This is a genomic window from Micromonospora foliorum, from assembly GCF_022229015.1.
Lineage (GTDB): Bacteria > Actinomycetota > Actinomycetes > Mycobacteriales > Micromonosporaceae > Micromonospora > Micromonospora foliorum.
This window is the reverse complement of the sequence record NZ_JAKKFF010000328.1, coordinates 46,847-72,799: the sequence shown is the minus strand read 5'-3', so window position 1 is coordinate 72,799 and position 25,953 is coordinate 46,847. Positions and strand designations below refer to the sequence as shown.

The 25,953-nt window shown below is 69.6% G+C and carries 21 protein-coding genes; 12 read left to right on the top strand and 9 right to left on the bottom strand.

Features of this window, described 5'->3' with window-relative positions; translation table 11 throughout:
• Both PSH25_RS34045 and PSH25_RS23000 read right to left on the bottom strand, forming a co-directional pair.
• Positions 1-2,503: tetratricopeptide repeat protein (locus PSH25_RS34045; RefSeq protein ID WP_238661042.1), on the bottom strand; the 2,503-nt coding region annotated here is incomplete at its 3' end.
• Positions 2,500-2,952 (bottom strand): hypothetical protein, encoded by a 453-nt coding sequence (locus PSH25_RS23000; protein WP_238661041.1) that lies wholly within the window; start codon positions 2,950-2,952, stop codon positions 2,500-2,502. The genes PSH25_RS23000 and PSH25_RS34045, both read right to left, overlap by 4 nt.
• Positions 2,953-3,487: 535 nt before the next feature.
• Here PSH25_RS23000 and PSH25_RS22995 point away from each other — a divergent pair.
• Positions 3,488-4,552: a trypsin-like serine peptidase gene (locus PSH25_RS22995; protein ID WP_238661040.1), complete on the top strand. Its 1,065-nt coding sequence runs from the start codon at positions 3,488-3,490 to the stop codon at positions 4,550-4,552.
• 498 nt (positions 4,553-5,050) lie between these two features.
• On the opposite strand, the gene PSH25_RS22990 is transcribed toward PSH25_RS22995, so the two are convergent.
• Positions 5,051-5,989: an AraC family transcriptional regulator gene (locus PSH25_RS22990; protein WP_238661039.1), complete on the bottom strand. Its 939-nt coding sequence runs from the start codon at positions 5,987-5,989 to the stop codon at positions 5,051-5,053.
• Between the two features lie 72 nt (positions 5,990-6,061).
• On the opposite strand from PSH25_RS22990, the gene PSH25_RS22985 reads away from it, so the two are divergent.
• Positions 6,062-6,901 carry an NAD(P)H-binding protein gene (locus PSH25_RS22985; protein WP_238661038.1) on the top strand — a complete coding sequence of 280 codons (840 nt, stop codon included), beginning with the start codon at positions 6,062-6,064 and terminating at the stop codon, positions 6,899-6,901.
• Positions 6,902-7,286: 385 nt separating this feature from the next.
• Here the strand turns inward: PSH25_RS22985 and PSH25_RS22980 are convergent, their stop codons facing one another.
• Entirely contained in the window at positions 7,287-8,057 is a 771-nt protein-coding gene (locus tag PSH25_RS22980; RefSeq protein WP_238661037.1) for a maleylpyruvate isomerase family mycothiol-dependent enzyme, read from the bottom strand.
• Between the two features lie 275 nt (positions 8,058-8,332).
• On the opposite strand from PSH25_RS22980, the gene PSH25_RS22975 reads away from it, so the two are divergent.
• From PSH25_RS22975 to PSH25_RS22955, 5 genes are all read left to right on the top strand, one after another.
• Positions 8,333-9,679, top strand: a complete 1,347-nt coding sequence (locus PSH25_RS22975) for a low temperature requirement protein A (RefSeq protein ID WP_238661036.1) — start codon at positions 8,333-8,335, stop codon at positions 9,677-9,679.
• A 398-nt stretch (positions 9,680-10,077) separates the two neighbouring features.
• Entirely contained in the window at positions 10,078-10,653 is a 576-nt protein-coding gene (locus PSH25_RS22970) for a carboxymuconolactone decarboxylase family protein (RefSeq protein WP_238661046.1), read from the top strand.
• 92 nt (positions 10,654-10,745) lie between these two features.
• Positions 10,746-11,909: a M20/M25/M40 family metallo-hydrolase gene (locus tag PSH25_RS22965; RefSeq protein WP_238661035.1), complete on the top strand. Its 1,164-nt coding sequence runs from the start codon at positions 10,746-10,748 to the stop codon at positions 11,907-11,909.
• 48 nt (positions 11,910-11,957) lie between these two features.
• Positions 11,958-13,109, top strand: a complete 1,152-nt coding sequence (locus tag PSH25_RS22960; protein ID WP_238661034.1) for a carboxylate-amine ligase — start codon at positions 11,958-11,960, stop codon at positions 13,107-13,109.
• A 160-nt stretch (positions 13,110-13,269) separates the two neighbouring features.
• Positions 13,270-13,869, top strand: a complete 600-nt coding sequence (locus PSH25_RS22955; protein ID WP_238661045.1) for a nitroreductase family protein — start codon at positions 13,270-13,272, stop codon at positions 13,867-13,869.
• Here PSH25_RS22955 and PSH25_RS22950 read toward each other — a convergent pair.
• Positions 13,853-15,397, bottom strand: coding sequence for an NAD(P)-binding domain-containing protein (locus PSH25_RS22950; RefSeq protein WP_238661033.1), 1,545 nt, complete (start codon positions 15,395-15,397; stop codon positions 13,853-13,855). The two genes, PSH25_RS22955 and PSH25_RS22950, sit on opposite strands and share 17 nt — an antisense overlap.
• A 207-nt stretch (positions 15,398-15,604) precedes the next feature.
• On the opposite strand from PSH25_RS22950, the gene PSH25_RS22945 reads away from it, so the two are divergent.
• Genes PSH25_RS22945 through PSH25_RS22935 form a run of 3 tightly spaced genes read left to right on the top strand, consistent with a single transcriptional unit; the run spans position 15,605 to position 18,264 of the window.
• Complete coding sequence (locus PSH25_RS22945) at positions 15,605-16,375, top strand: FkbM family methyltransferase (RefSeq protein WP_238661032.1); 771 nt, start codon at positions 15,605-15,607, stop codon at positions 16,373-16,375.
• A 21-nt stretch (positions 16,376-16,396) separates the two neighbouring features.
• Positions 16,397-17,644 carry a cytochrome P450 family protein gene (locus tag PSH25_RS22940; RefSeq protein WP_238661031.1) on the top strand — a complete coding sequence of 416 codons (1,248 nt, stop codon included), beginning with the start codon at positions 16,397-16,399 and terminating at the stop codon, positions 17,642-17,644.
• Positions 17,632-18,264 carry a dihydrofolate reductase family protein gene (locus PSH25_RS22935; RefSeq protein WP_238661030.1) on the top strand — a complete coding sequence of 211 codons (633 nt, stop codon included), beginning with the start codon at positions 17,632-17,634 and terminating at the stop codon, positions 18,262-18,264. The genes PSH25_RS22940 and PSH25_RS22935 overlap by 13 nt, the downstream gene beginning before the upstream one ends.
• Here PSH25_RS22935 and PSH25_RS22930 read toward each other — a convergent pair.
• Positions 18,248-19,504, bottom strand: coding sequence for an RNA polymerase sigma factor (locus PSH25_RS22930; RefSeq protein ID WP_238661029.1), 1,257 nt, complete (start codon positions 19,502-19,504; stop codon positions 18,248-18,250). The genes PSH25_RS22935 and PSH25_RS22930 overlap by 17 nt on opposite strands.
• 175 nt (positions 19,505-19,679) lie before the next feature.
• On the opposite strand from PSH25_RS22930, the gene PSH25_RS22925 reads away from it, so the two are divergent.
• Positions 19,680-21,062, top strand: coding sequence for an FAD-binding oxidoreductase (locus tag PSH25_RS22925; RefSeq protein ID WP_238661028.1), 1,383 nt, complete (start codon positions 19,680-19,682; stop codon positions 21,060-21,062).
• Between the two features lie 192 nt (positions 21,063-21,254).
• Entirely contained in the window at positions 21,255-22,025 is a 771-nt protein-coding gene (locus PSH25_RS22920) for a DUF2306 domain-containing protein (protein ID WP_238661027.1), read from the top strand.
• Positions 22,026-22,180: 155 nt separating this feature from the next.
• Here the strand turns inward: PSH25_RS22920 and PSH25_RS22915 are convergent, their stop codons facing one another.
• Genes PSH25_RS22915 through PSH25_RS22905 form a run of 3 tightly spaced genes read right to left on the bottom strand, consistent with a single transcriptional unit; the run spans position 22,181 to position 25,849 of the window.
• Complete coding sequence (locus PSH25_RS22915) at positions 22,181-23,425, bottom strand: acyl-CoA dehydrogenase family protein (protein WP_372492833.1); 1,245 nt, start codon at positions 23,423-23,425, stop codon at positions 22,181-22,183.
• Positions 23,422-24,252, bottom strand: a complete 831-nt coding sequence (locus PSH25_RS22910) for a class I SAM-dependent methyltransferase (protein WP_238661025.1) — start codon at positions 24,250-24,252, stop codon at positions 23,422-23,424. Before PSH25_RS22910 ends, PSH25_RS22915 begins: the two co-directional genes overlap by 4 nt.
• 34 nt (positions 24,253-24,286) lie before the next feature.
• Positions 24,287-25,849 (bottom strand): class I SAM-dependent methyltransferase, encoded by a 1,563-nt coding sequence (locus PSH25_RS22905; protein ID WP_238661024.1) that lies wholly within the window; start codon positions 25,847-25,849, stop codon positions 24,287-24,289.
• Positions 25,850-25,953 lie beyond the last annotated feature (104 nt).

The window sequence follows — 25,953 nt, the reverse complement described above, 5'->3', positions numbered from 1 at the left end:
GGTGAGCGGTGGGGTTCGTCTCGGCTAACCGCCGTCGAATGGTCACAGCCTGCTCAGTTCGGGCCAGCGCCTCCTCGTGGCGACCCACCTCAGACAAACCAACGCCGACGTTGTGCAGCGACATGGCCAGGTCGGGCAGGTGCGCGGTGGGGTTCGTCTCGGCTAACCGCCGGTAGATGTCAGCGGCTTCCTCAATCGCGGCCAGCGCCTTGTCCCGACGACTTACGGCGGCCAGGCGAACGCCGAGGTTGTTCAGTGACTTGGCGAGGTAGGGCAGGTACGCGGTGGGGTTCGTCTCGGCTAGCCGTCGTCGAATGGTCACGGCCTGCTCGAGCGCGGCCAGCGCCTCGTCGCGGCGACCTACGGTGCCCAGGCGAAGGCCGAGGTTGTTCAGTGACTTGGCGAGGTCGGGCAGGTACACGGAGGGGTTCGTCTCGGCTAGCCGCCAGTAGATGCCGGCGGCTTCCTCGGTCGGGGCCAGCGCCTCGTTGTGGCGACCCGCCCGAGACAGACCAATGCCGAGGTTGTTCAGCGAGTTGGCGAGGTCGGGCAGGTGCGCGGTGGGGTTCGTTTCGGCCAGCCGCTGTCGAATGGTCGTGGCTTCCTCGGTCGCGGCCAGCGCCTCGTCGCGGCGACCCACCGCGGACAGGAATGCGCCGAGATTGTTCAACGACATGGCGAGGTCGGGCAGGTGCGCGGTGGGGTTCGTTTCGGCCAGCCGCCGTCGAGCGGTCACGGCTTCCACGGTCGCGACCACCGCCTCCTCGCGGCGACCCACGCCGGACAGGAACGCGCCGACGTTGTTCAGCGACTTGGCGAGGTCGGGCAGGTGCGCGGTGGGGTTCGTCTCGGCTAGCCGCCGGTAGATGCCGGCGGCTTCCTCGGCCGAGGTCAGGGCATCGTTGTAGCGCCCGGCGCTGCTGAGACGCGCCGCGTGAGTGGCGAGGAGCTCGGCTTGCTCGGCGGGGTCGGCGGTGAGGCCGAGGCGGTAGCGGGTGAGTCTGGTACTGACGGCGGCGGAGGCGGTGTCGAGGTCGATGTGCCGTTCGGGCAGCAGCGCTTCGATGGCCTGCAGGACGGTGATGTCGACGTGGGGGAGGTCGGCCAGGCGAGTGATGGTGGTGCCGCCGGCGGCCAGTGCGAGCTCGGGGTGTTGCCGGATCAGTGGGTAGAGCACCGTTGTGGCGATGTGGGGCCAGCGGCGTGCGGTTTCGACGAGGACGGTGATCGCGGTCGGTGTCCAGGCGCCGAGGTCACCAGTGAGCAGAGTGTGCGCGGCGGTTGCTGCCCAGTCGTCGGGTGGCCAGTCGTCTGCGCCCGCGTGCGAGTGTCCAGGGGTGGACAGGGCGATGAGGTCCTCGCCGAGTCGGTCGGGCCGCAAGGGCCGCAAGACGGTGTCGATGTGCGGGTCGCCGGCGGGGTAACAGAACTGGTGGTCGTCGATGATCGTGGTAACACCGGGTTCGGTGACGCGGGTACGGGTCAGCACGGTGATGGCGTCATCGCGGGTGACACCACCGGTGAGGGTGGCCAGGTACACCGCGCGGCCCATCATCTCTGGGCTGGTGGCCCGGCGGTCCTCGGTCCGAGCGTGCAGGTGGTGCCAGTGGGCGCGTTCGCGGTTGAGCAGGTATGCCGACAGGGCGTGCGGATGCGTTGGGGGCGTGCCGCCGTGGTGGTGAGAGTCGACGGCGACCAGGGCGGCCATGTGTATCGCGAGGATCTGTCGGAATCCTGCGTCGGTCAGGTCCGGCACGGCGATGCCGGCGGTGTCGGGCATATCCAGTGCGCCGCTGAAACGTTCACGGGCCTGCTCGAACAGCACACGACGGTCGGTGTGCTCGTCCAACGGCGGCAGGGCTTGGGCCTCGGCGGGGATACCGTGATCACTGTCGAGCCGGTCGCGCAGCGCGGACCACCAGAAGCCGGCCGACCGGGCCAGAAGCAGCACCCGAAGCACCAGGCCGATGCGCAGCGACAGCGCGTTCAAATCGGTGATCAGCCGGTTCAGGTCTGAGGCGGGCCACCGGTCGGCGTAGTCCACCACCACTAGCGCCCCAGCGCTGGCTGGCATCTCTTGAGGGCTGCCGGCGGGTTGCTGGCCCAGTGCGTGCAGGACCCTCCATGTCACCCAGCCGGCGGTGTTGGCCTGGGCGGCGACGTGCCGGGCCAGACGGGTCTTACCCTGCCCACCGGCTGCGTGGATCAACCGCACGGACACCGGCTCGTCGCCGCCCATCCACCTGTCGAGCACGTCCAGTTCGGTGTCGCGGCCGACAAATGGCACCATCTGGTGACGAGCCAGCAGTAGCCGGCTCGGCTGGCGGCGGGCGACGCCCGCCGGGAGCGGCACGGCACCCGGCTCGAAAGCCTCGACCTGGTACGGGGGCCGGTCGGCTACCACGGTGACGGTGCCGGCGATATCTCGAATCTGGATCACCGGACCGAACACGATACTGTCGGTGACCTGCTGCCCGGTGTTGGCCGGCGATCGCCAGGTCACCGGTCGATGTCCGCGTCGCCACCGACGTCGTTGACCTGCTGTACCGGGCCAGCTGTCCATGCCCCCGTAACCGCCTGGCTTGCGGGTTCGCCAGGGCCGGCCGTGCCGGGCCCGGGCACCGCAGCAGGCGGACCAGCAGGAATGGGTACGGGCCAGGCGGTGCCGCCGATCCGCACGTTGCCGCGCACCTCACGCACCTGCGTGACACCGCCGCCGATCACCGAGCTGGTGACAGATTGCCCGCCGGTGGCGCTGCTGGGCCGGCGGGCCAGCACCACGCCGTACACGGTCAGCGGCAGCCCGAGCACAGCGACCAACGCGCCGACAACACTGCCCCACTTGTCCGCGTCATCGAGCCGGGTCACACCGACGAATACGCCCAACCCGACCAGGAGGACACCGACGCTCAGCACCGCTGCCCACACCACGGTCCTCTGCACACCCGTCATTGCCTCATCATGGCCGTCGCCGCACCCGGCCACTTCACATGAGTCGTCATCGAGACTCAGCGCCAAGCTCCGATCGTTCGCCGGTGCGCCGAGCCCGACACCACGCGGCCGCTTCTGCCGAGCATGACGTGCTCATACAGGCCACATGGAGGTCGTCGTGCGGGCCATCGGCGTCCCCGCCGGCACGTAGCCCACGCCGGAGGACGTCGGACCGCTTGTGGCCGCCACCTCGCAGCGGGACTGAGTTACCTGCAGTTCGGTGCCGGCACGGCAGGCAGCTATGACATAGATGGGATTACATGTCTTGCGTGATCTCAGGTATGAAGGCCGAAGGCACGTCTCGGTGCTGAATCCTGAGAAGGAGCGACAGATGAAACTTGGCCTGCGCCGCCTACGAACGGGGGCGGTCGCGCTCGCTGCCTGCACACTTGGGCTGAGCCTACTGTCGGTACCCGCCGCCGAGGCGTACTCGGTTGCCCCTCTCGCGCCACAATCCGAGCGGGCACCGGAACCGAACCAGTTTTCGGCAGAGGGTGTGACCACGATCGGTGAACTCCGCACCGTCGACAGCTCCCTGTCCCACGCCCGCAACGGCGGGACACAGATCATTCAGCACCCCGGTGCCACGTACGTCAAGGTGCACTTCAGCTCGCTGCGACTGGCCCGGGGCGACTACGTCACCGTGTCGAGCCGCGACGGCAAGGAGAGCTACCGGTACGACCGCCACCTGAACCGGGCGACCGGTTCGGACTACACCACCGACGGACAGCCGGGTTTCTGGGCGATGTCGGTGGAGGGCGACACCGCCGTGGTGACACTGCACAGCAGCCGCCCCTCACGTGGCAGCGCCGCCACCATTGACCGGTTCTGGCGCGGATACGACCGCACGGAGATCGCCGCGCACAACTTCTCCACCCAGTCCGTGTGCAGCACCGACGCCCGCCGGGACGTGGTCTGCTACCAGAACAGCCACCCCACCGAGTACGCCCGCGGCAGGGCGGTGGCGCGGCTGCTGATCAGCGGCGGTGGGCTGTGCACCACCTGGCGGGTCGGCAACACCAACCGGATGCTGACGAACAAGCACTGTTTCTCGACGCAGTCCGCCGTGAGCGGAAGCGAGATGCAGTTCAACTACCAGTGCGCCACCTGCGGCGGCGCGAATCCCGGCGCCGGCACCAAGGTCAGCGGTGCCACCCTCTACCGGGTGAGCAGCGGCGGCTCCGACCAGTTGGACTACGCGCTGTTCTCGGTCAACAACTTCACCGCCATCCAGGGATTCGGCACGCTGTACCTGGCAACTACCGCCACCAGCAACGGCACCCGGATCTATGTCCCCGGACACGGCGACGGCAGCGCGAAGCGGCTGTCGATCTACGAGGACACCCAGAACGGCGCGACCTGCGCCGTCCGGAACGCGAACTACAACACCTGGAACATCAGTTACAGCTGTGACACCTCCGGCGGCAACTCGGGTTCGCCCGTGCTGAACGCCAGCCACCGTGTGGTCGCCCTGCACCACCTTGGCGGTTGTCCGTCGAACCAGGGCGCGAAGGCGCACCTGATCTACAACGAGATCGCCAGCCTGATCGACAACGGCTGAGACGGTGGGCCGCCGATGCGCGTACTGCGCCTTGGCGGCCCATCGGCATCCTCGCCGCTCGACCTCGCCGACGGCGTCGCCGAACGACGCCGCGCCCGCAGCTGCGCAGAGCGCGGTCACGGCTCTGCCGTCGTCCTGCTGGGCGACGACCGGGTGGACGCCAACTACATCAACGTCCCAGCCGGGGCGGTCCAGGCCGGACCGTCCCGGCTGTCTTCGGCATCTCCAAGGGGCCCTGCTCGCGCCTCGACAGCTGGCAATGTGCCGTTCAGTGCCCGACGCAATCGCGGCGACGAGCACGCCGGAGTATCCCGTCGCGCCGGGTATCGCCGCTCTGACCATCTACGGCGCGGTGACGTCGAAGCCGGTCGTCAGCACGCGCGCCGTCGTCAACGTTGAAGGCGATCACGTGCGGCGGGCTGGCTTACGCGGCGGACCATGGCGGTCGGTCGGACGGTCGAGCATTCCGCGCACAGGCCATTCGCTGCCAGCACGCTTTTACCCGCGGGCAGCCAGCCGGTGCTGCTGCGGGCTCACGCCACGGCGGCGCTTGAAGGCGGTGCTCAGGGCGAAAGGGCTGCCGTAGCCGACCTGGTGGGCGACCGCACCGACGGTGGCGTCCCGTTCGCGGAGCAGGTCGGCGGCGAGGGCCAGCCGCCACTCGGTGAGGTATGTTATGGGTGGTTCGCCGACCAGCGCGGTGAACCGGCGGGCCAGCGCGGCCCGGGAAACCCCGCTCTGGGCAGCCAGTGATGCCACGGTCCAGGGTTTCGCGGGGTTGTTGTGCAGCAGCTGCAGGGCCCGGCCGACCACGGGGTCGCTGTGTGCCCGGTACCAAGCAGGGGCCTCGGCCCCCGGTTGGGCGAACCATTCACGCAGCGTGGCGATCAGCAGCAGGTCGAGAAGACGGTCGAGCACGGCTTCCTGACCGGGGTCGTCCTTCACGATCTCGGTGGCCAGGAGCGGGACCAGCGGAGTGTCCCAGGATTCGCGCCGGACGACCACCAGCGGCGGCAGCGCGCCCAGGAGTCGTTGACCAACCTCGCCGTGCATCGTGTACGTGCCGGTGAGCAGGATCGTCGAGCCGTCCAGCCCGTTGCCCCACGTCCGCACGCCCAACTGGGTCATCTCGAACAGTTCCTGGCCGTCCGGAGTGGTACACCGTTGACCTTCATGGATGATCACCTGCGGCGCCGTGGCCGGGTTGTCGGCGACGGTGTACGGGCCGGGACCCCGCATGATCGCCACGTCTCCGGGGCCGAGCCGTACGGCCGTGCCCTCTTCGGGAACGATCCAGGCGTCGCCCCGGACGTTGGTCAGCAGGGTGAGCGGCGCCTGATCCTTGATGGCGATCGACCAGGGTGGCGTCAGGACCGAGCGGAGCATGAACGCGCCCTGCGCCCGGGGTCCGTCGAGCAAACCGGAGACAGCATCCACGTAGACGATTGAACATGGTGTTGCGCGTCTTGGCTATGTTTAGTCTCACCGATCCGCACTTCAATGGGCCGTATGACGAACAAGCGAGAGCAGAAGGCGATCCTGGTCCTGGGCGGCACGGGCAAAACCGGCCGTCGCGTCGTAGAGCGACTGCGGGGCAGGGGAGTGCCGGTCCGGGTCGGGTCCCGGGCCGCCGAACAGTCCTTCGACTGGACGGACCGGACGACCTGGGCGCCCGTGCTCCGAGATGTCGGCGCCGTGTACGTATCTTTTCACCCGGATCTCGCCGTGCCGGGTGCCCCCGAGACGGTCGGTGCGTTCGCCGATCTCGCGGTGGCCTCCGGGGTCTCCCGGCTGGTGCTGCTGTCCGGCCGGGGTGAGGAGGAGGCGCAGGCCGCCGAGAAGCTGATCCAATCCGCGGGCGTCGAGTGGACGATCCTACGGTCGAGTTGGTTCAACCAGAACTTCAGCGAGGACTACCTGCGGGAGCCGGTCGTGGGCGGCGAAGTGGCTCTCCCGGTGTCGACCGTGCCCGAGCCGTTCGTGGACGCCGACGACATCGCCGAGGTGGCCGTGGCGGCACTGATCGAGGGCGGACACGCGGGGCAGCTCTACGAGTTGACCGGCCCGCGGCTGCTCACCTTCGCCGACGCGGTCGCCGAGATCGCCAGGGCAACCGGCCGGCGCATCGACTTCCTTCCGGTCTCTATCGAGGACTACACGGGGGCGTTGACCGCCGAGGGCGTGCCGGTGGAGGTCGTCGAGTTGCTGACGTACCTGTTCACGGCGGTCCTCGACGGTCGCAACGCCCACGTTGCCGACGGGGTGCAGCGTGCCCTGGGCCGTCCGCCGCGCGACTTCGCCGACTACGCCAAGGACGCAGCCGCCGCCGGCGCCTGGAACAGGACGTAAGGCGGGAAGGTTCACCGATCGCCATCACGTCGAGGACGACCGCTCTCGTGGGTAGCTGCGCGGTCGCCTAATGGAGAGCGTGGTGATCTGATCTCCGTGGCTGCCCTTACTCTCGCGCGTGTTCGGTCCGCGCCCGCCGCACTCCGGCCGGCGGAGGGCCACTCCGAACGACAGCAGCCCCCGACGTCGCCCCGTCGGGGGCTTCGGCGGCTATGCCTTGCCACCCTGCCCGGCGTCCTGGCGTCTGGTGTTGCCGTCGCCCTGCGGGCATTGGTCTGAGTCCTGTCCGTTGCTCTGCTGCTGCCGTCCCCAGATTTTGTTCACCAGCATCACCCGGTGAGCGTCTCTCAGGCCGAGGTGGGTTCATGCTCGGTTGGGTCCCACGTCAGCTGATCCGGTCGATGATGATGTCGCGGCCCGGGCCCTCGAGCTGATCGAGGTACGCACGTCGGCCTGCCATCGTCATCACCAGGGCCAGTGTCGGACCGGCGACCTTCGGACCCGCACCGGTGGTGAACGGACCGTCCGTTGCCACCATCCGTAGCCCTGACGCGAGGGACTTGCTGGCGACAGTGAAGTTGCGCCGGGCATAGAACTCCGCCACCGCCGTCAGTGCTTCGACGTCCGGCTCTGTGCTGATTCCCAACGGGTATCGGATGTCCTGGCCGTGTACCAGCACCTCACCCAGGTAGGCGGCGGTGTCCCCGGAGGGGGCCGTGGTGGCGTCGACGACCGCTTCGAAGCTGCTGAGGGTTTCGGTGGGGGTGGCGCCCAGATGCTCGCGTAGACGACGTTCGTTGTGAACCGCCGGGCGGAATCCGGCGCTCACGATGCTCCGGATCCACCGCCATCGGCCCGTGGTGGCGGCGGCGGTGAGGTGGGCGACGACGTGTTCCACGTCCCAGCCGGTGCACAACGTCGGTCGACGCCACTGGTCCTGGCTGAGAACGGACAGATCGTCGGCCAGGCTTCGACGTGCCGCATGGGTGAGACCCCAGAGCCGAGCCTCGGTTCCGCCTGTCATGGCGTTGACCTTCCGGTTGGATCCGTTGGTGGGGTACATCCCCCCGTATTGATGCTGAGGCAGGCCCGCAGCTCGCGCCGGCTCGCCGCTGTCAGAGGCTTCAGCGGCCTCGGTTCCGACGGTGGTGGGCACTGATCGTATTGCCTCGGCCCTGCGCGGAGCCGTCCGAGACTCCGGCGGTCCTCGGCGGCAGGGCTCGGCACCGGGGGAAAGGCCCTACCCCCATGTCGTCGCAGCACCAGCCCACCCGCTCATCTCGTCACCAGCCTTCCCCGAACTCCGCTCACGACCAAGCAGCGCAGACCACCACCACCAGAATCGTGGCGTAGATAGCCCGGGAGAGCAGGTGGACCATGCGACGCGCATAGCACGTCGGTCAGTTGGCTATTGCCTAACGGGAGAGAACGATGCTGGGCGCGCTGGCAATCCTTGTCGGCCGTCAGGCCCCTTTTGCCATCAGGGGCTGCGTCTTGTCTGTGGGCGGCGTGCCGACGTGGTACGACTGCTGCAGCGACAAAGCCGACGAAGCGGGCGGGCCGGTGACGAGGAACAGAGTGGCCAGTTTGCTGCGTAGGCGTGAGAGTTCGCAGCGGCCGACCTTCCTGGAACTGTTCTTCGATCTCGTGTTCGTCTTTGCGCTCACCCGGATCGTGAACGAGTTGGTGCTGGACTACACCAGGGGTCACGTCGCGGAGAGGTTGAGCACTTCCCTTGCGGAGAACGGGGAGACTCTGCTGCTGCTCCTGGCGGTCTGGTGGATCTGGACCCAGACGGCATGGATGACCAGCAGATTCGATCCGTTCCAGCCGGCAATCCAGTTCGTTGTCCTCGCCACAATGTATGGGAGCCTGCTCCTAGCAGTCGCGATTTCGGGGGCTCTCGCCGAGACCGGCCTGCTCTTCGCGAGCACCTACGTCGCAATCCAGGTGGGCCGCACCCTTTTCTTCGTAGCCATCGTGCGGGGTCACCATCTGCGCCGCGTCAACATGCTGGCGCTCGTCTGGTTCGGCGCGTCGGCTGTGCCATGGCTGGCCGGAGCCTTCGCACCCGAGGTGACGCGCAATTCGCTGTGGACGGTGGCTCTGGCGATCGACTATCTGGGGGCCAGATTTGGGTGGCCGGTACCGGGGCTGGGTCGCTCACGGGCGTCCCCCTGGGCCGGCGCGGGCGAGCACCTGGCCGAACGCTACTGGCAGCTCGTCATCGTGGCACTTGGTGAGACGATCCTGACCTCCGGGTCGAGTCTTCTCGGCGGTCCGATCGTGGCTCAACGAACACTTGCCCTCACCTTGGCGTTCCTCACCACGGTGTTGCTGTGGCGGATCTACTTCTACCGAGCCGGCCAAATCCTGGGCGAGGCCATCGCGACATCCGCCGATCCCGGCCGGCTCGGTCGGTTGGCCGAGTTCGCACACCTGCTCATGGTCTCCGGCATCCTCGCCACCTCGGCCGGCTCGGAACTCGTCCTCATGCATCCATCCGGAGACGCCAAACCCGCCTGGGTCGGGGCCATCCTCGGCGGGCCTGCGCTCTACCTCGCCGGGCGCTCAGTATTCGAGTATGTGGCCTTCGCCCGGGTGTCCCGGCCACGGCCGATCGGGATCCTCGTCCTCGCGGCCATGGCGCCGGTCATGGTCGGCCTGCCGCCGCTCGGGGTCGCCGCAGCAGCTGTCGCTGTCCTGCTCGGCGTCGCCGTCTCGGACACGACCCGAGCCCACGGACGTCCACTCGAGGAGGCCTCGCCGCCACGCTGACGCGTACCCGTCACCCCAGCTGACAGGCAAAGGTGACGAAGGACGGCCACGTTCGACTGCCGGCAGTGGTTCAGTCTCGCCGCTGGCGACCGCGTACTCATCGTGGCTGAGCCAGGCAGCGCGCGCGTGGTGGTCTACCCGCCGGCGAAGGTCGACGAGATGCTCGTCGACAGCCGTGGCGGTCGTCGCCTGGCGCCACTGTCGGTGGCGAGAGTGGAGGATCCGGGAACGCACGCTCGGCGGAACAGAGCACGATTGAATAAGCGCGCCCGTCGGACGGAATGAGATCGTGGCGGCGCGACGCGGCGGCGGCCGCGCCGCCCGGGGCGCCGGCAGTCGTGTTCGGCACGAGCGCCGCCCGACCGGTCCACGACTCACGGTTGAGAGGCATGACGACTATGGCGCACATCGATCTGGGTATCGACGAGAAGCAGTTCCCCGGCATATCCGGTCCGATGCGGTACCGCCCGGAGACGGCGAAGCCGCTCAACGAGCTGGCCGAGGTGCTGCTGCGCGCCCCTCACTCGCTCCCGGCCGGCGAGCGCGAGCTGATCGCGGCGTACGTCTCCGGGCGCAACGACTGCACCTTCTGCTGCGCGTCGCACTCGGCGTTCGCCGCGGCACAGCTCGACGAGGGCATGACCCTCGTCGACCAGGTGCGCGCCGACCTCGACAGCGCGCCGATCTCGGCCAAACTGCGGGCGCTGCTGCGCATCGCCGGTGCGGTACAGATCAGCGGCCGCAACGTCACCACGGAGCTGGTCGCCAACGCCCGCGCGGAGGGCGCCAGCGACCTGGAGATCCACGACACCGTCCTGATCGCTGCCGCGTTCTGCATGTTCAACCGGTACGTCGACGGGCTCGGCACCTTCGCGCCCGAGGGGCAGGACGCCTACGCCGAGTCCACGCGTCGGATCGTCGAGTTCGGCTACGGATCGGCCATCGTGCAGCCGGCAGATGAACCGGCTGCCTGAGCACAGACAAGGGTGACCACCCCCCGATCCCTCTGCGATGGTCGACGGACACGCCTGGCCAGGCCCGTCACCCGTGAGGTTGGAGGGGATCGATGGACCACCCACGCCGTCTGCTCGACGCCGCGACACAGCTCAAGGCAGACATGGTCGACCGGCTGGGCACGCTCGTCGCGTCCGAGTCGGCACCGGGCTCGCTGCCCCATCTCGAGTCCTGTGCCGACCTGCTCGTCCGCTGGGGTGAGGAAGCGCTCGGCCGGCCGGCCGAGCGGGTCGTGATCGACGGCCTGCCACACCTGCTGTGGCCGGCCGCCAGCCAGCGGGTGCTGCTCCTCGGCCACTTCGACACGGTCTTCCCGGTCGGCACGATCCGGTCCCGGCCCTTCACCGTCCGCAAGGACGTCGCGACCGGACCGGGCGTGTGCGACATGAAGGGCGGCATCGTGCAGATGTTCACGGCACTGCGCCTGGTCGAGGACACCTCGGCGGTCGGCGTGCTGCTCACCTGCGACGAGGAGTCCGGGTCCGTCACGTCACGGCCACTGATCGAGCGTGAGGCACGGCGCTCGGGTGCGGTTCTCGTCTGCGAGGCCGCCACCCCGGACGGGCACGTGAAGGTGGCCAGGAAGGGCGGCTCGGTGTACCGCCTCACTGTCCGGGGTCGCGCCGCCCACGCAGGCGTCGAACCACGACGCGGGGTCAACGCCACGGTCGAGGTCGCCCACCAGGTCCTCACGCTGGGTGCGCTCGGTGCGGCGGACAGCGGTGGCACCTCGGTCACGCCGACCCTGCTCTCCGCCGGCACCACGACGAACACGGTGCCCGAACGCGCCAGCCTGGCCGTCGACGTCCGGGCCTGGACCAGGGACGAACTCGAACGCGTGGACCACGCCATCCGCGGGCTGGTGCCGTTCCTGCCCGAGGCGACGCTGGCCGTGCAGGGCGGGATCAACCGCTACCCGATGTCGCCCGAGCTGGCGCGGCCGCTCCTGGAACTGGCCCAGTCGATCGCCCGCCAGCTTGGCATCCCGGACGTCGTCGGTGCGCACGCCGCCGGCGCGTCCGACGGCAACTTCACCGCCGCGCTGGGCGTGCCCACCCTCGACGGCCTGGGCGCGGTCGGAGGGGGAGCACACGCCGCCGACGAGTACGTCTGTGTCGACCGAATGCCGGAGCGTACGGCGCTTCTGGCCGGACTCGTCGACGTGTTGTCCACGATGGAGCGCTTCGGACCGCGGCCCATCGACGACATCCCATAGTCTGGCTCAGCGCCGGCGAACGACCGGCAGCGAGGGGCCGGCGTCGGCATGACTACGGAACAGCGCTCGGGATCGCAAATTCCCCTGCTCGGGGTCGAGGAGGAGTTCCTCGTCGTCGACGTCGACCGGGGTGAGGTCGTGCCGGAGGCGGCCACGGTCGTCGACCGCGCGCGTCCGGCCCTCGGCACCCGGGTGGGTGGTGAGATCACCAAGCTTCAGGTCGAGACCCGCACCGACCCGTGCCGGAGCCTGGACGCCCTGAGCGCGCAGCTCGTCGAAGGTCGGGCCGCCGTCCAGGCCGCAGCGCTGTCGGCGGGTCTGCGGGTGATCGCGAGCGGTTCGCCGGTGCTCGGCCGTGCCGTGCCGCCGCCCATCACCGAAGGGCCGCGCCAGGACCGCGGCACCGCCACCTTCCGTGGGCTGCACGACGAGCTGGCGATCTGCGCCGTCCACGTCCACGTGGAGGAGCCCGACCGGGACCGCGCCGTGCTGATCGGCAACCACCTGCGCCAGCACCTGCCGGTGTTTCTCGCCCTGACGGCCAACTCGCCCTACTGGTCCGAGCGCGACACCGGATACGCGAGTTGGCGCAGCGTCACCTGGGGCCGGTGGCCGGTGGCCGGCGCGCCTCCGTTGCTGAGGTCCGCCCAGCAGTACGACGACCACGTGGACATGCTGCTCGAGGCGGGCGCACTGGTCGACCGGGGCACGATCTTCTGGGATCTCCGCCTGTCGACGAACCACCCGACACTCGAGGTGAGGGTGGCCGACGTGCCCCTCACCGCCGCCGAGTCCGCGGCCTTGGCCGCCCTGGTGCGGGCGCTGGTGGTCGTCGCCGGTGACGCCGTCGACCGGGGCGACGAGGGACCGGAACTGGTCCCCGAGCTGATGCGGCTCGCGTACTGGCGCGCCGCCCGCGACGGGATGGGCGGGCACGGCGTCGACGTCCTCACCGGCCGACTGCTACCCGCCGCGGCGCTCGCCGGTCGGCTGGTCGAGCTCGCCCGACCGGCGCTGCACGAGGCGGGCGACTGCGAGCGGGTCGAGGACTGGCTGACACACCTCGCCACCAAGGGCGACGGAGCGACCCGCCAGCGGGCCGCCGCGGCACTGCGCGGCCGCCTGACCGACGTGGTCGACGAGATCGCCAACCGGACCGCCCCGAACGTGCCTTCTCGTGAAGACAGCACGACGGCGTAACGAGAAACCGCTGGCCTCGGAGATGCTGGGGGAACCGGTTGCCGTGGCAGTCTGCCCTGCCACGGCAACCGGCACACCTGACCAGTGGAGGCCACAGGTGACCGAGGCAGACCTGCAATCCAGGGTTCCGATCCAACACACCCCGATGCGGCCGGCGGACATGGTGCGCGAGGCGGAGGCGTTCGCGGAACGGATGGCGCGGCGCCGTTCCGTGCGAGACTTCGCCACCGACCCCGTCCCCGACGGGGTGATCGAGGCCGCGATCCGGGCCGCTTCGACCGCACCCAGTGGTGCCAATGTCCAGCCGTGGCGGTTCGTCGTCCTGACCGACCCGGCCCGCAAGCGCCGGCTGCGCGAGGCCGCGGAGGCCGAGGAACGGGCGTTCTACGATCGCCGCGCCTCACCGGAGTGGCTGGATGCGATCGCCGGGCTCGGCACCGACTGGCGGAAGCCGTTCCTGGAGACCGCACCGGCCGTCATCGTCGTGTTCGAGATACACCAGGGGCCACACAGCCCGAAGCCGTACTACGTCAAGGAGTCCGTGGGCATCGCCGTCGGTCTGCTGATCACCGCTCTGCACCACTGCGGCCTGGTCACACTGACCCACACGCCCAGCCCGATGCGATTCCTCAACGAGGTCTGTGAGCGGCCGCCGGAGGAGCGCCCCTACGTCGTCATGCCGGTCGGATATCCCACGCCGGACGCTCACGTCCCCGACCTGACCCGCAAGCCCCTCGACGAGGTCATGATCCGCTGGTGAGGTCCCTGGTCAGGAACTCGACCAACGGCTCGACGTGCCGGTCCGGGCGTCGCCACTCGGCCAGAAGATCCTCCAGCAGGTGCTGCTCGGCGAGCAGTTCCGCTCCTCGGTAGCGCCGGATCACCGGATGGATGAAGGCGCTCTCCCGCGCCCGGTCGGGGGTCGGGTGCCGGTCGATGGCGAAGACGTCACCGTAGTCGTCGCGGCCCCACCGTAGCGCGAGCGTGTACCACTGCGTGGCGGACGCGAAACGCTCCACGGCGTAGTCCTCGGGCAGGTCCTCGTAGTGGTGGAAGTCGCCGGTGGCGTCGTCGCGCACGAGGACGTCGCAGAGGTATTCGAACTGCGTCCACAGCGCCGAGGACCAGTTCACCCGGTCGAGCATCAGCTTGGCCAGCGACGCGGCGTCCGCCGGCGTCGTCGTGTACGACAACGGCACGTCGTCGTAGCGCTCCCGCAGGATCCGTGTCAGGGTGCGGAGGTTGTACCGGAAGCCGTCGATGAAGGGCGACGACGCGTGCTTGACGTCCCGGGCCTGGGCGATCGTGCCGGCGAAGTAGAGGTCGTCGATGTTGCTCGACTGCCAGTCGGGGCGTAGGCCGGGCATGCGGCCGTCCCGCACCATGTCGGGACGGGACGTCTCGTCGAACACCGTGGTGTCCATTCGGAAGCCGGTGCACCGCAACACCGTGTGGTAGTCGAGCACGGCGGTCTCACCCTCGGCGTGGGTGTACGTGATCGACACCTGGAAGCGCCCGTCGACGGGCCGGATCTCGTCGATCGTGCAGTCGAGCACCGAGTGCAGTGTCTTGAACTGGTAGCTGTCGAGGATCGCGCCGTACTGGCCACGGACGTCGCCGGGGTGTTTGGTGTTCCACGCGAGCCGCAGGGGCTGCCGGCTGGCGAGGTGCACCATCGAGGCCCGGCCGAGGATGGCCGACGCGGTCTCGAAGGCCGAGTTGCCCTTCCCGATGATCAGAACCCGCTGGTCCTCGTACGCCGTGGGGTCGACGACCATGTCCTCGTACCCGATGGCATGTTCGATGCCCTTGATGGCTGGCACGAACGGCTGGCCCCAGCCCGTCGCGACGACCAGGCAGCGCGCCCGGACCTCGTCCTGACCGGTGCTCACGGTGAAACCGTCGCCCGTCCGCGTGATCCGCTCGACCGTCGTGCCGTACCGGACGTTGAGCTGGTGGACCCGTTGGAACTCCGCGAGGTAGCGCACCAGGTCGTCGGCTGCGGGCAGGTACTCCTCGCTGAAGTTCGGAAACAGCAGATCCGGCGAGTCGTTGAGCAGGGAGTTCCAGTCCCAGCGCAGGCGGATCTCGGGGTCGGTGCTGTCGGTGTGCACCTTGTTCAGTGAGATGAGCCGGCGATGCCGGGGGAACCGCCGGAAGAACCCGCCCGGCTCGTCACCACTTTCGAGCGTCAGGTAATCGGCACCGTGCTGCTGCAGGTAGTAGCTCAGTTGAAGCCCGGCGGGCCCCGCCCCGACGATGACGTACCTGTGCTCGTTGCCGACCATCCTGTGACCCTCCGACGCAGTGACGAGTCCATCGACCATGGAATGGATAGCGGGACGTGTCAATGCCTGATGGCGGTCAAACCACTTCATGGTCCGACTGGCCACCACCTGACGCTTCGTGGGCAGCCTGCGCAACCGGGAAGGTGACCGCAGCGGTAACCAGCACCCATTCTCAGGTGGTGTCCCCGACCAGCGCGAGGAGTTGATATGGGCCTGATCCGGCGTCGGCTGCCCAACGGGCAGGATGTCACCCAGGTCGATGCCGCCGAGGCGGCGTTGCTCTACCGCGAGATCTTCGTCGAGGAGTCCTACCGTCGTCCCGGTGGCGCTCGGCCGACACCCGGTGTCATCTTCGACATCGGCGCCAACATCGGCTTGGCCTCGATGTTCTTCAAGTCCCGCTACCCGGGCGCGTTCATCGTGGCGGCCGAGCCCGGCCCGGACACCTACCGCGCGCTGGAGGAGAACTTCGCGCGGCACGTGCCGGACGGGCTGGCCCGCAACGTCGCGATCACCGCGACGGACGGGCACGCCCGGTTCGGTTACTACCCGAAGGCCCCCGCGGAGTCCGGGCTGTACACCGAGCAGGTCCGCGAGACCGCCCTCGCCAGGAAACTGCTCATCGAGGGCGGTGTCCCGGAACGCGACGCGGAGCACCTGGCCACGTCCCGCCACCAACTGTCGTACGTGGAGTGCGAGACGATGACGTTCTCCCGGCTGCTGCGTGACTCCGGCGCCGAACGGGCGGACCTCGTGAAGATCGACGTCGAGAAGGCCGAGGCCGACGTGATCGCCGGCATCGCCGACGACGACTGGGCGAAGATCGGCGAGCTGGTGGTCGAGGTGCACGACATCGACGGCCGCCTCGGGGACATCGAGGCGTTGCTGCGCCAGCGGGGTTTCGACGTCACCGACACCCAGGAGCGCCGCCTCGCCGACACCGACCTGCACCTGACCTTCGCCGTCCGCGCGGTCTGAAACACCCGTCGAGGAGTCAGCATGGACAACGGATCACCCGTCAGGCTCGACCTGAGTGGCACCGACATCCACGCCGAGTCGGCCCGCATCCGCGCGCACGGGCCGGTGGCCCGGATCATGCTGCCGGGTGGGGTGCCCGCCTGGTCGGTCACCGGCTACGAGGCGGCGAAGGAGATCCTCGCCGACGACCGGTTCTCCAAGGATCCGCGCCAGCACTGGATCGCGTACGCCAACGGCGAGATCGGGCCCGACTTCCCGCTGATCGCCTGGGCCCGAATGGAGAACCTGACCAGCTCGGACGGGCCCGATCACGCCCGCCAGCGGCGGCTGATCCGCGCGGCGTTCACGCCGCGTCGGGTCCAGACCATGCGGCCGGCGATCGAACAGCTGGTCGTCGACCTGCTCGACGATCTCGCCAGGCACCCGCCCACGGAGATCGTCGACCTGAAGGCGGGGTTCGGGCATCCGCTGGCGGCTCACGTGATCGGCGAGTTGATCGGTCTGCCGGTCGCCGAGCGGGTGGGCATCGTCGGCGGTGGCGGCGGCTACGCCACCGCCAGCGCGAAGATCACGCCGCAGGAGGCCGCCGCCGCCTTCGCCCGGCTGCGGGCACAGATGCACGACCTGATCGACCGCAAGCGCCGGGAGCCCGCCGACGACCTGACCAGCGACCTGATCGCCGCCCGCGACGAGGGCGCACGGCTCGACGACGACGAGATTGTCAGCACCCTGCTTCTGCTGCTCAACACCGGCACGGAGCCCGCGATGAACCTGCTGGTCAACGCCGTCCGGGCGATGCTGAACGCGCCGGAGCAACTGCGCGGGGTCCGTTCGGGCGCCGCCGGCTGGGCCGATGTCATCGAGGAGACGCTGCGGGTGGACGCGCCGGTCGCGCACCTGCCGTTCCGGTTCGCGGTCGAGGACGTCGAGATCGCCGGCGTACGCATCGGCAAGGGTGAACCGATCCTGATGCACTTCGCCGGGGCGGGCCGCGACCCGGCGGTGCACGGACCCGAGGCGGACCGGTTCGACGCGGGCCGGGCCGACAAGCGGCACCTGTCGTTCGGCCACGGCATCCATCGGTGCCTCGGGGCCGCGCTGGCCCGGCTGGAGGTGGAGATCGGTCTGGACACCCTGTTCCGGCGCTTTCCGGGGCTGCGCCTCGCGGTGCCCGACGCCGAGTTGACCTCCCAGGGGACGTTCGCCATGAACGCGCCCGCCTGGCTGCCCGTGCTCCTGGGAATGGAGAATCCCCGATGGCGCGAGTGACCGCCGACATCTCGGTGTCGATGGACGGTTTCGTGACCGGCCCCGACGACAGTCGCCTCCTGCCGATGGGCGTGGACGGCCACCGTCTGCACCAGTGGATCTACGACCTGGCCACCTGGCGGGCCCGGGTCGGCCTCGACGGGGGCCGGGCCAACCGGGACGCGGAGATCCTCGACGAGGGGTTCGCGTCCGTCGGGGCCCACGTGATCGGCCGGCGGATGTACGACCACGGGGAGAAGCCGTGGGGCGACGAGCCGCCGTTCGGGCTCCCGGTCTTCGTGGTCACCCACGAGCCCCGGCCCGTTCTGGAGCTGGCCGGCGGCACCCGCTTCGAGTTCGTACCCGAGGGTGTCGAGAGCGCCGTCAGCCGCGCGCTGGCCGCCGCGGGCGGCCGGGACGTGTCGGTGCTCGGGGGTGCCAGCGTGATCCGTCAGTGCCTGCGCGCCGGCCTGCTCGACGAACTGGTGCTGCACGTGGTCCCGGTGCTGATGGGCGACGGTGTGCGGCTGTTCGACCGCACCCGCGACGGCCAGGTGGAGCTGCCGATCAGCCGGGTCGAGCAGCCCGACCAGGTCGTGCACCTGTGGCTGGCCCCGCGGGCGGTCAGCGCGGGTCGCTGAGCCGGGCCGCGCGCGACTCCAGGTAGCGGCGTTCGGGCAGGCTCGTGGTGCGCTGCGCCGCCCGCAGGTAGCGCACCCGGGCCTCGCTCCGGTCGCCGGCCATTTCCAGGAGGTGGGCGCGTACCGCGTCGAGCCGGTGGTTGGCGATGCGGTCGTCGAGGCCGTCGAGCAGGCGCAGCCCGGCCTCCGGACCCTTGGCCATGGCGGTCGCGGCCGCCCGGTTGAGTGTCACCATCGGGTTCGGATCGAGCTGTTCCAGCAGCTCGTAGAGGGCGGCGATCTGCGGCCAGTCGGTGTCGTCGACGGTCGCCGCCTCGGCGTGCAGCGCGGCGATCGCCGCCTGGATCTGGTAGGACTCCACTGGCCCGTCGCTCAGGCTGCGGGTGACTAGCGCGATGCCCTCGCGGATCGACTCCCGGTGCCAGAGCCGCCGGTCCTGCTCGGCGATCGGTACCAGCGTGCCGTCCGGGCGGGAACGGGCGTCGCGCCGGGCGTCGGTCAGCAGCATGAGCGCGAGCAGCCCGGCGACCTCACCGTCGTCGGGCAGCAGCCGGTGCACCTCGCGGGTCAGCCGGATCGCCTCCCGGGTCAGCTCGCCGCGCTGCAGGTCCGGGCCGGAGGTGGCGGTGTAACCCTCGTTGAAGATCAGGTAGAGCACGTGCAGCACCACCCGCAGGCGCTCGCGTCGCTCGGCCGGCGGCGGCATCCGGAACCGGGTGCCGGTCGACCGGATCTTCTGCTTGGCCCGGCTGATCCGCTGCACCATCGTCGACTCGGGCACCATGAACGCCGCGGCGATCTGGCTGGTGGTCAGGCCGCCGACCGCGCGGAGCGTCAGCGCGATCTGTGACGGCGCGGACAGCGCGGGATGGCAGCACATGAACAGCAGCATCAGCGTGTCGTCGTGCTGGTAGGGCAGGTCGTCGACGGCGGCGGAGACCGCCTCGTCGGCGCGGCCCATCACCGCGACGATCACCTCGCGATTGCGCCGGGCCTGGTCACTGCGCCATTGATCAGCCAACCGGCGGGTGGCGACGGTGCGCAGCCAACCGCGGGGATTGTCCGGCAACTTCTGGTCCGGCCAGCGTAGCGACGCCTCCAGCAGGGCTTCCTGCACCGCGTCCTCGCACGCCTCGAACTTGCCGTAGCGGCGGTAGAGCGCGCCCAGGACCTGCGGCGCGAGCTGGCGCAGCAGACTTTCGACCTCCGAGCGGGAGGCCACGTTACCCTCATCAGCCACGGTGCCGGGGTTCCTCCAGTGCCCTGGGCGGCAAACCCGCGGGCGAAGCGTGTGGACGAGAACGTTCGCTGATTACCGGCGGCTATGTCGAAAAACGAGGTACGGCTCCGACTTCACTGCGAAAGGGTACGCGGCCCTGGTGGGACCGCACCGCCATAACCAGGAGGTATCTTCCATGCAGGACGAGATCGTGGCGCCGACCAACACGGCTACCGCCGTGGCCGCGCAGCTGCGTGCGGGCGTCGTCGGCGAGGTGATCGAGCCGAGCGACCCCGGTTACGACCAGGCCCGCACGATTTTCCAGGGCGGCATCGACCGGCGACCCGCCGTGATCGTCAAGGCGGTCAACGCCGCCGACGTCGCGCATGTCGTCTCGGTGGCCAGCGGGTCGGAGCTGCCGCTTGCGGTTCGCAGTGGCGGCCACAGCCTCTACGGCGTCTGGGACGACGCGATCGTCCTGGACCTCTCGAAGATGAACGCCCTGGAGATCGACGCCGACAGTCGTACCGCCTGGGCGGAGCCCGGTGTGCTCGCCGGCGAATACACCGAGGCGGCCGCCGAGCACGGCCTGGTCACCGGTTTCGGCGACACCGCCTCGGTGGGCCTGGGCGGCCTGACCGTCGGCGGTGGCATCGGCTATCTGGTCCGTGCGCACGGGTTGACCATCGACAACCTGATCGGCGCCGACGTGGTGACCGCGGACGGCCGGCACCTCACGGTCGACGCCGACAACCACCCCGACCTGTTCTGGGCGATTCGTGGCGGCGGCGGCAACTTCGGTGTCGTCACGAAGTTCCGCTACCGGCTGCACTCCGTGCCGACGGTGCTCGGCGGCCTGCTGGTGCTGCCGGCGACCCCGGAGGTCGTGGCGGAATACCTGCGCATCTCGCTGGAGGCGCCCGACGAGCTGTCCAGCATCATCAACATCATGCCGGCGCCCCCGATGCCCGGCGTGCCCGACGAGGCGGTCGGTCAGCTGGTGATCCTCGCGATCATCGTCTACGCCGGTGACCCGGAGGAGGGCGCCAAGGTGCTGGCGCCGATCCGCGAGCTGGGTGTGCTGGCCGACATGGTCCAGCCGATGCCCTTCAGTGGCATCTACCAGCCGGAGGACCCGAACTACCACCCGCTGACCTTCAGCCGGACCAACTTCGTCGACGAGGTCGACGTGGCCACGGCCGGTCGGATCCTGGAAACGCTGCAGACCTCGTCGGCGATGATGCCCGTCGCCCAGCTTCGTCCGCTCGGTGGGGCGATGGCGCGGGTGCCGTCCGACGCGACCGCGTTCGCGCACCGCGACCGCAAGATCATGTTCACCGCGGCTGTCGTGTTCGAGAAGCCGGAGGAGGCCGCCGAGCACCGCGCCTGGGTCGACGAGTTCGCCAAGGTCGTGCAGCAGCCGGGTGGCGGCAGCTACGTCAACTTCCTCTACGACGACGCCGCCGAGCGCATCCACGAGGCCTACCCCGACGCCACGTACGCGCGACTGGTGGAGCTGAAGCGCACGTACGACCCGAACAACCTCTTCAAGCTCAACGGCAACATCTCGCCCTCCTGAGCAACCTGCCCGACCGGTCGTGCATACCGCATCCTCGGAGATGACGACCGATTTCGACGGGTGCCAGAGTCGTAGGCGATTAACGGGTGGAAGTTTCGCCGGCGTTCCCCGCCCCCTCGGGGAGCGCCGGCGATCCCGTGGATCACGGCGATCCGCCAACCCCTTGACGACCTACGACCCGAGGGACCCTCCATGACGCAGAACGCGGAGAAAGCCACCATTCGGGTGGGCCGGTCGCCGGCGCCCGAGGCGATCGAACCATCACCATCGGTCCCACCGTCGGCCCCGTCGTCGTCGATCTGGCGTCAGCCCTACCTGTGGCTCGTCGTCCTCGCCGGCGCCGTCGTCTTCAACCTGCTGTACGCGTTCCCGCGCTACTTCAGCACGGACTCGGCCAACAGCCGCAGCATCCTCGACCCCGGCGTCCCGGTGCACTACAGCCTGGTCGTCGCGCACGTCATCACCGGGAACATCGCGATGATCACGGTGTTCCTCCAGTTCTGGGGCTGGCTGCGCCGCAACCACCCGAAGGTCCACCGGATCAGCGGTCGCGTCTACATCTTCGGCGGGGCCCTCCCGTCGGCCGCCCTGGGCGTGTTCACCCTGATCCCGCTGCGCGCCGACCACCAGGGCAGCATCGGCATCATCACGATGGGCGTGGCCTGGCTCGCCACGACGATCACCGGTCTGGTGATGGTCCGCAAGGGACGCTACGCCGAGCACCGCCGCTGGATGGCGTACAGCTTCGCGCTGGCGTTGGGCACCACCTGGGGCCGCATCCTGGTCGGCATGTTCACCATCTGGCCCACGATGCCGTTGGCCATCAGCGTGATCGTCGAACTCGCCAACTGGCTCGGCTGGGTCCTCAACCTCGTGGTCGCACACTGGATCATCGAACGGATGGCCAAGCGCCGGCACACGCCGGACGGCACCGAGGTCGTCACGTACCCCGCTCCCGCCTGAGGCCCCCGCACAGCCAACCGAGACGAAAGCCGCCCCCCGACCCCCGGGGCGGCTTTCGTCGTGTCCGCGGGCCTGTTCCGGGGCTTGTGGACGATGATGGCGGCAACGACGAATGGCCGGACGCGTCCGGCCATTCGTCGTTCGTGGGTGGGCGGTCAGACGGTGAGCCGACCGAAGTGCGCCTGGGTGTAGACGCGGGGGAGAGCCGTCGTCAGGAGCACCGCGAAGCCCGCGTGGCTGTGACAGGTGGACAGGTCACGCCAGACTCGTTCCAGGCGCCCGTCGCCGGTGACCGAGCTGGTCCCCGCCGTGGGTTGGATGACCGCCTCGACGCCGCGCCAGGCCAGTTCCGCCGCCTCGCGGCAGATCATCGCGATCCGCAGGTCCTCCTCCAGGGTGAAGGCGGCCGGTTCGCGGGTGGTCAGGTCGTGCCACTGACGGATCGCGCTCAACGTGATCGCCTCGGCGGCCGAGATCATGGCCGTGGCCTGGCCGAACCACCGTTGGTAGTCCGGGTCGTCGACGCGCAGGGTGATCGGTGGCGTCGAGGTCTTGCGGGTGGAGAGGACCTCGCCGTACGCCTCCAGCGCGCCCTGCGCGATCCCGACCCCGAGCGTTGCGCCTTCCAGACACATCGAGCTCATCGGCGCCCCGCCGTACTGGGGGTGAGCGTGCAGCGCGCTCCCACTGGTCCCGGACGTCACCGAAACCTCGCCCAGGTGGGTGTGCTCCAGGCCGAAGTGGTCCGGGATCTCGGCCCGGTCGAAGCGGACGCTGTGCGAGCCGCTGCCCTTGAGCCCCAGTTGCCCGCCCCAGTCGTCGAGACGCGTCCAGGTGCCCCGCGGTGCGATGAACAGCAGCGGATGGGGTGGTTCGCCGTCGTCGCCGGCGACCATGGCGTGGCCGATGAAGTGGGTGGCGTAGGGGATGCCGGAGCAGTAGTTCCACGTTCCGTCGATGATCCAGCCACCGTCGGGGGAGCGGGTGGCGGTTCCGCCGGGGGCGATCACCGCCGGTGCGATGAAGTCACCGCCCCGGAACAACTCGTCCTGTGCCTTCTCCTCGAACAGCATCGCGGTCACCAGCGAGTGGGCCGCGCCGAGGCAGAACATCCAGGCGGTCGACGGGCAGCCTCGGGCCAGGATCATCACCACCCGCAGGAACGTCTCGAACTCGAACTCGTACCCGCCGTACCGCCGGGGCACGGTGATCCGGTAGAAACCCGCGTCCCGGAACATCTCGTGGACGTCCTCACCGTAGAACGTCCGACGCTCCACCTCGGACTGCCGTGCCAGCAGTTCGGGAACCATCGCCTCGGCGCGGGCGATCAGGTCGGCCGGCGTGAGATCCGGCTCGGGCACCGGGGGGAATCCTGGATCGCTCACCGCGGGCCTCCTCATCCGAGTGGCCTTCCGGCGGTGATGACGGCGTAGCCGACCTTGCCCGCCCCGGCCTCGAAGTAGTAACCGAGCGCCTTGCCCAGCTCGTCGACCGCCTCGGCGCCGAACTTCTCGGTGAGGTGGGTGCGCTGGCTCTCCGCCTCGGCCACGTACTTCGGTCCCTTGCCGAAGACCCGCGGCCCGCACTGCAGGTACTCGTGGAACTCGAACCCGGCGGCCGTCAACGCCTCGACCCACTCCGCGGTCGACTTGAGGAACTGCGCGTTGAACGTCTTCGCGAACTCGGCCGCCTCCTCGATCCCCATGCTGCTCTCACGGGTCGTCTCGGTCACCGCCAGCCGGCCACCGGGCCGCAGGACGCGGAACAGGCCGCGCAGCACCCGGTCCAGGTCGGTGGCGTACAACAGGGTTTCCATCGCGACGATCGCGTCGAACGACCCGTTGGGGAAGTCGAGCGTGTTCCAGTCGCCGTGCTGGAAGGTGACCGAGTCACCGAGGTTCGCCGCGACGGCGCGCTTGGTCGCCTCCTCGACCTGAACCTTGCTGATGTTGATGCCGACCACTGAGACGCCGTAATCCCGCGCCAACTCGAGCGCGGGCGTGCCCAGGCCACACCCGATGTCGAGGACCCGTTGGCCGGGACGCAGCCCGAGGGATTCGCCGACCCGGCGGGTGATCCGCTGTGACGCCTCCCGCATGGACGCCTCGTCCACCGCGTCGTACCAGTACGCGAGATGAACCTGCCCGTCGTTGAACGCGTTGGACATCGGCGTCGACTCGTCGTACATCGTCGCGATGTCGATCGGCGCGGTTGTGGTGTTCTCCATCCCTCTCCCACTTTCCTTGTCGGGCCGCCGACCGTCAGGACGGGCGGCGTTCGGCGGTGACGAAGACGAACGTGCCCGGGTACGACTCGGCGATGATGGTCAGGCCGGCGTCGTCGAGCCACTGCTTGATTTCGGCGATCTCGAAGAGCACGAACCCGTCCGGGCGGGCCGGGAAGTGGTGCGACCGCTGGTAGTAGCGGTAGACCGGCGAATCGTCCCAGCGGAACGTCATGAGCGTGAGGGTGCCGCCGGGGCGCAGGCAGCGGCCGATCTCGGCGATCGCCCGACCGGCGTCGGGCACCGCCTGCAATGCGTTCCAGAAGTTGACCGCGTCGAGGCTGGCGTCGGGGAACGGCAGGTCGAGCGCGTCTCCGCGGACGGCCGGCACCTCGGTCAACCTGCTGCGCAGGTCGTAGAGCATCGCCTCGTTCAGGTCCAGCGCGAGGACCCGCTCGGTGCCGACCGCCTCGCAGACGACGGCGGTCCAGCGGCCCGCGGCGGCGGCCAGGTCGAGCACGGTGCCGCCCCGATGCCAGAGGTGGGCGGCGATGTACTCGTCCTCGTCGGTCGGCGTGACCTCGCCGGACCAGTTGCGGCCCATGATGCGGAGGAAGTTCGGACGCATGCCCTGCTCGTAGTGAAAACCGATGCCGGCCAGCACCGCCGCGTTCTGCAGCACGTCGGCCTCGGCGTCGTCACTGGAGTCGCTCTTGCCGGCGCCGGGGCGCAGCCGCTGGGACAGGTCGAGCACGCCGTGGGTGATCCCGTAGGCGGCGTCGCACTGCCCGCACCGGGCGACAGTGGTGTCGAAGGTCAGCGGCCCCCGGCAGGCCGGGCATTTCAGCGCCTCGCGGTGCCGTTCGAAGGCGGCCGGGTCGAGGTCGCGGGGGTTGGTCTCCACGACCAGGTTGTGCGGGCTCGGGTCGACCGCCGCCGCGGGCTTTCCGTTGCCCTGCGCCCACAGCGCCTTGGCCCCCATCGTGGCCAGCACCGAGCGGGTGTCGCCGTCCCAGGTCGTCCGGATCTGGGTGGGGGTCAGGGCGCGGATCCACCGCCTGTCGAACTCGCGCTCCGCCTCGCTGATGTTCCACTCGGCCGGCGACGGCCAGGCCCGTCCGATGTTCGGGTCGGCCTCGTCGAGCGTGTCGAGGGCGCGCTCCAGCCGGGTGCGGTCGGGGGCGTCGAGCCCGAGGTGCCGGGTTGCGTCGAGGATCCGCGCCCGGTCGGTGGGAAAGTGCGCCAGGAGGTAGAGCAGCGCGAGGGTGAGCGGCGCGTCGGGCTCGGTGGCGCCGCGGGCCGCGTCGAGGTAGCCGTCGATGCCCTCGCGCACCGCCGTCGCCACCGGTCCGTCGGTCGCCGGGTGCTCAGCCTCGGCGAGTAGCCCGAGCAGCACCAGCAGGTAGCCCCGCCGGTCGCCGTCGACGCTGTCCAGTGCGCCGATCAGTTCCGGTACGGCCGCCGCCGCCGTGGGCCGGGCCGCGCCGTCGGTCCACAGTGCGTCGACCAGGTCGTGGAAGGCGTCGTCGATCCGATCGGGAGCTGCGTCTCGGTACGAGCCGAGCAACTCGTTGAAGGTGATTTCCGCGGTTTCGGTCATGTGCCCGTCCCGTCTCGGCCGTGTCCAGGTCAGCGGCATGGCGCGTACGCGCCGGCTGCCCGACAGGTTGCCACCCGGTGCGGGGGCGAAGCACCTCTGACGTT

Excerpts from the sequence above, each read along its gene's own strand:
- PSH25_RS23000 (WP_238661041.1), bottom strand. The coding sequence starts at position 2,952 with ATGACGGGTGTGCAGAGGACCGTGGTGTGGGCAGCGGTGCTGAGCGTC.
- PSH25_RS22985 (WP_238661038.1), top strand. The coding sequence starts at position 6,062 with ATGACGAACAAGCGAGAGCAGAAGGCGATCCTGGTCCTGGGCGGCACG.
- PSH25_RS22975 (WP_238661036.1), top strand. The coding sequence starts at position 8,333 with ATGCTGGGCGCGCTGGCAATCCTTGTCGGCCGTCAGGCCCCTTTTGCC.
- PSH25_RS22970 (WP_238661046.1), top strand. The coding sequence starts at position 10,078 with ATGGCGCACATCGATCTGGGTATCGACGAGAAGCAGTTCCCCGGCATA.
- PSH25_RS22965 (WP_238661035.1), top strand. The coding sequence starts at position 10,746 with ATGGACCACCCACGCCGTCTGCTCGACGCCGCGACACAGCTCAAGGCA.
- PSH25_RS22960 (WP_238661034.1), top strand. The coding sequence starts at position 11,958 with ATGACTACGGAACAGCGCTCGGGATCGCAAATTCCCCTGCTCGGGGTC.
- PSH25_RS22955 (WP_238661045.1), top strand. The coding sequence starts at position 13,270 with ATGGTGCGCGAGGCGGAGGCGTTCGCGGAACGGATGGCGCGGCGCCGT.
- PSH25_RS22950 (WP_238661033.1), bottom strand. The coding sequence starts at position 15,397 with ATGGTCGGCAACGAGCACAGGTACGTCATCGTCGGGGCGGGGCCCGCC.
- PSH25_RS22945 (WP_238661032.1), top strand. The coding sequence starts at position 15,605 with ATGGGCCTGATCCGGCGTCGGCTGCCCAACGGGCAGGATGTCACCCAG.
- PSH25_RS22940 (WP_238661031.1), top strand. The coding sequence starts at position 16,397 with ATGGACAACGGATCACCCGTCAGGCTCGACCTGAGTGGCACCGACATC.
- PSH25_RS22935 (WP_238661030.1), top strand. The coding sequence starts at position 17,632 with ATGGCGCGAGTGACCGCCGACATCTCGGTGTCGATGGACGGTTTCGTG.
- PSH25_RS22925 (WP_238661028.1), top strand. The coding sequence starts at position 19,680 with ATGCAGGACGAGATCGTGGCGCCGACCAACACGGCTACCGCCGTGGCC.
- PSH25_RS22920 (WP_238661027.1), top strand. The coding sequence starts at position 21,255 with ATGACGCAGAACGCGGAGAAAGCCACCATTCGGGTGGGCCGGTCGCCG.
- PSH25_RS22915 (WP_372492833.1), bottom strand. The coding sequence starts at position 23,425 with ATGAGGAGGCCCGCGGTGAGCGATCCAGGATTCCCCCCGGTGCCCGAG.
- PSH25_RS22910 (WP_238661025.1), bottom strand. The coding sequence starts at position 24,252 with ATGGAGAACACCACAACCGCGCCGATCGACATCGCGACGATGTACGAC.
- PSH25_RS22905 (WP_238661024.1), bottom strand. The coding sequence starts at position 25,849 with ATGACCGAAACCGCGGAAATCACCTTCAACGAGTTGCTCGGCTCGTAC.